This is a genomic window from Prosthecobacter sp. (assembly GCF_029946185.1).
Lineage (GTDB): Bacteria > Verrucomicrobiota > Verrucomicrobiia > Verrucomicrobiales > Verrucomicrobiaceae > Prosthecobacter.
In genome coordinates this window covers 1-4,483 of the sequence record NZ_JAQSEA010000109.1, presented here as the reverse complement: position 1 = coordinate 4,483, position 4,483 = coordinate 1, and the positions used below count along the sequence as shown (strand labels likewise).

Here is a 4,483-nt window from a genome sequence, read left to right as displayed (position 1 = left end):
TTTTTTTGGACGAGATGGGATGTTTAACGAGTTGCGCGGAACTGGAGGGTTAGTGGGTGGGCGGAGACTCCGGCGCCTTGGGCTGTAGGCGGCGGGGGCTTTCGAGGGGGGTGGTGGTGTGAGGGAGGTGAGCGGGTAGCGAAGGATTACCGGGTTCCGCTTTCGATTGTTGCCTGGCACGCGTGGGTCACCGAGGCCGTCGAAAGCGGTAGCTGCGCTCGTCCCTCACTACGCGACTGCAGTCCATATGGGGGCGTTCGTAGGCGGGGCGTTTCACGTTTGACTGAACATAAATAATTGTTAATGAATGACTTATGTTGCGATACGTTCGCAATAGGGCAGCGGATGCGGATGAATTAACAAATTCTGTGCGGGACGAATGGCGGAAATGTGGTATGAATAAGTCTCTACCAACTATGACGAGCGCCCCTGAGATGACACCATCCAAGCCCCAGGCCACGATTTCCGAATGGAAAAAAATTGTCGCCCCTTTTACGGTCCCTTCCATCCCTCGTGCCGTTTGGCAGATGGTGAATACCTTCGTCCCCTATGTGCTGCTTTGGTGGGCGATGTATTGGAGCTTGTCGGTGTCGTATTGGCTGACGCTGGGGATCGCGGCGGTGACGGGCCTGCTGCTGGTGCGGGTGTTCATCATGTTTCATGACTGCGGTCATGGGTCCTATTTCAAGTCGAAGCGGGCGAACAGTGTGCTGGGATTTATCAGCGGGATGCTGACGTTTACGCCGTATCTGCACTGGACGTGGCAGCACTCGGTGCACCACCAGACTTCGGGTGACCTGAGCCGCCGTGGTGACGGGGATATCTGGACGATGACGGTGAAGGAATTCGAGGAGGCGAGCCCGACGCGGCGCTTTTTTTACAAGCTGGTGCGCAATCCGATCACGCTATTTGTGGTGGGGCCGCTGGCGCTGTTTTTGATCCATCAGCGTTTTCCTTCGCCCCGGGCGAAGGGGAAGGACCGCAAGTCGGTGATGATGATGAACATCGCGCTGGTGCTGATGATTGTGGGGCTGAGCTGGCTGTTTGGCTTTAAGAACTATGTGCTGATGCAGATCCCGGTGACGATGTTTGCGGGGATGGCTGGCATCTGGATGTTCTATGTACAGCACCAGTATGAGGATGTGTACTGGGAGCACCGCGAGGAGTGGGACTACACCACCGCCGCGCTGGAAGGCAGCTCGTTTTACAAGCTGCCGAAGATTTTGCAGTGGTTCACGGGGAACATCGGCTTCCATCACATTCACCATCTGAGCTCACGCATTCCGAACTACTACCTTGAGAAGTGCCATAACTCTCACCCGATGTTTTACTCGATCCCGCCGCTGACTTTCTGGGCGAGCCTGAAGTGCATGAATCTGCGTCTGTGGGACGAGAGCGACCGGAAGCTCATTTCCTTCCGCGAGTACAAGCAGCGCTATGCGCAGCCAGTTGCTGCGAAGGTGGAGGAGGTGGATCCTGCGGATCTCCCTGCGCCTAGCGAGATCGGCTCGGGGATGTCTTGAGGGCGGATTTTTGGAGAATGCAGAGTGCGTACCAGGGTAGCCTCGCTGAGGCTCGGCAACCCTTCGCTGTGATGCGCAACCCCTTTGGGGTTGATGGGATGCGGAGGGGCGAAGTAGCGTCGCTGAGGCTCGGCAACCCTTTGCTTGATGCGCAAACCCTTTGGAGTTGATGGGATGTGGAGTGGCGAAACTGTGCTTTCTCCGCTAGAAAATTTTGAGGGCCTGGCATCCTGAGAAGCACAAAAGCCTGCGTGCCTGAGTGGGTGGCGGTGTGATTTATTCGATGCATGGCTGAAGTGTCGCGATACGCTGTGGGATGTCCGTTTTTAGGCTCAATACCGAATACAGTCCGCAGGGTGATCAGGCGCAGGCGATTGCGAAGCTGACTAAGTCGGTGCGTGCGGGGAACCGGCACCAGACGCTGATGGGGGTGACGGGATCGGGGAAGACCTTCACGATGGCGAATGTGATCGCGGAGGTGGGCCGGCCAGCCCTGGTGTTTTCGCACAACAAGACGCTGGCGGCGCAGTTGTATTCGGAGTTTAAGAACTTCTTCCCTGACAATGCGGTCGAGTATTTTGTGAGCTACTTCGACTACTACCAGCCGGAGGCGTACATCGCACGGACGGACACGTTCATTGAGAAGGACAGCGCGGTGAATGATGAGATCGAGCGGCTGCGCCTCTCCAGCATGGGGGCGCTCATCACTCGGCAGGACACGATCATTGTGGCGAGTGTGTCGTGCATCTATGGCCTGGGATCGCCGGAGGATTATGAGGGGATGATGCTGCCGCTGAATGTGGGGCTGCAGATGACGCGGGAGACGCTGCTGACGAGGCTGGTGGACATGTTGTATGAGCGGAATGATGTGCAGCTTTCACGCGGGAAATTTCGGGCGCGGGGGGATGTGATCGAGGTGGTGCCGGCGTATCTGGAGAACGAGGCGATACGGATTGAGTTTTTTGGCGATGAGATCGACCGGATCAGTGCGGTGGATGTGCTGACGGGGACGGTGACGCTGAAGATGCCGAGCTATACGATTTTTCCGGCGAAGCAGTTCGTGACCCCCGGCGACAAGCTGCGCAAGGCCATCGTGAAAATCCGCGAGGAGATGGAGGAGCGCGTCGCCTGGTTTGAGAAAGAGGGCAAGCTGCTGGAAGCGCAGCGCATCAAGATGCGCACGCAGTATGACATCGAGATGATGCAGGAGATGGGCTTCTGCCAGGGCATTGAAAACTACAGCAGGCATCTGACGGGGCGTGTGCCGGGTGCGACGCCGGGAACGCTGCTGGATTTCTTCAAAGAGCCGCCGCTGATGTTCATTGACGAAAGCCACGTCACCATTCCGCAGATCGGCGGCATGTATGAAGGCGACAAGTCGCGCAAGACGGTGCTGGTGGAGCATGGGTTTCGTCTGCCGAGCGCGCTGGACAACCGACCGCTGCGGTTTGAGGAGTTCATGGGGAAGGTTGGGCAGCTGGTGTATGTGAGTGCCACGCCGGCGCGGTTTGAGATCGAGAACAGCGTGGTAGGAAATACCAGTTACATTCCGAAAGTCGCCGATGCGCCGCCCATGACCCGCACGGTGCGCATCAGCGGGAGTGCGGAAACCGTGGATCACTTCGATGTCACCGCCAAAGGCCGCACTCTCGTCGTCGAACAGATCATCCGCCCCACCGGCCTGCTGGACCCCATCATCACCATCAAGCCGCTCAAAGGTCAGATTGATGAGACCATCGAGCTATGCCGTCAGCGCATTGAAAAACAGGAGCGCGTGCTCGTCACGACGCTCACCAAGCGCACGGCGGAAGATTTGACGGATTACCTGCGCAACCTGGATTTCAAAGTGCGGTATCTGCACAGCGACATTGATGCGATCGAGCGGGTGGAGATTTTGCGCAGCTTGCGTGCGGGGGACTGCGATGTGCTGGTGGGCATCAATCTCCTGCGCGAAGGCCTCGATCTGCCGGAGGTGAGCCTGGTGTGCATTTTGGATGCGGACAAGGAGGGGTTCTTGCGCAGTGAGTCGTCGCTGATTCAGACTTCAGGGCGTGCGGCGCGTCACATCAACGGGGAGGTGGTGCTGTTTGCGGATATTGAAACCAAGAGCATTCGCGCCCTGCTTAGCATCAGCGGCTATCGACGGCAGTTGCAGACGGATCACAATGCGAAGCACGGCATCACACCGCAGACGGTGCAGCGTGCGGTGCAGGAGAGTTTGCAGATGCTCGGCAAGGCGCGGGAGATGGAAGAAAGCGTGGTGCGTGAAGGAGGCGGAGATTTTGCCATCACCGAGACCATCCGCGAACTCGAACAGGAAATGGCGGATGCGGCGAGCAAGCTGGAATACGAGCGCGCTGCGCTTTTACGGGATCAGATTCGCGAGTTGAAAAAGCGCGCGGGGATGAATGCGGATGACAGCGGTGCTTTGCCGCCGCAGCGGAAGAATGTGGCGTATGCCAAGCCGAAGCGGGGTGCGAAGAAGGGGAAGTGAGCGGTGATGCTATGGGTGCGCTGTTGAAAGCTGCTTGTGGGCGTTAGATGCAGCCGAGTCCCGGTTTTGCTTTCCGGCTGAGGATGCTTTCACCCTGCGGAAGAGCCTGTTATAGCATTTTCCGAAACTGATTTCCGGAATGGCGCGTGTGGAGGCACTCTGGTTCGTGAGCTTTGAAAGCCGTCGAAACTTTCGGTTATTCCGCAAAGGGGCGGAGAGGCAGAGGGAGCAGAGAAATAGATCTTATACCCAGCGCAGATGAACATGAGTCTGAATGAAAGGCAGTCTGATAAGAGCGTTTGCGGTGGTTTTCGGAGGCAACGGTCAAGCGTAGGATGGCAGCCATGGAAGCCTGCGGCAGAGGGGTGCTGCGGGGCACGCTGCAGACGCTGCTGGAACCCGGCGTGGCCTTGAGGCGTGTTGGGTTTGCTGCCCGGAATTGTCTGCCATACCCAGGGTCGCCTCG

General features: G+C 57.8%; 2 protein-coding genes. Both read left to right on the top strand.

What is annotated here, in order from left to right:
- Positions 1 to 416: 416 nt before the first annotated feature.
- Positions 417 to 1,523 carry a fatty acid desaturase gene (locus PSV43_RS08595; RefSeq protein ID WP_300195653.1) on the top strand — a complete coding sequence of 369 codons (1,107 nt, stop codon included), beginning with the start codon at positions 417 to 419 and terminating at the stop codon, positions 1,521 to 1,523.
- Positions 1,524 to 1,839: 316 nt separating this feature from the next.
- Complete coding sequence (uvrB, locus tag PSV43_RS08590) at positions 1,840 to 4,017, top strand: excinuclease ABC subunit UvrB (protein WP_300195651.1); 2,178 nt, start codon at positions 1,840 to 1,842, stop codon at positions 4,015 to 4,017.
- Positions 4,018 to 4,483: the final 466 nt, after the last annotated feature.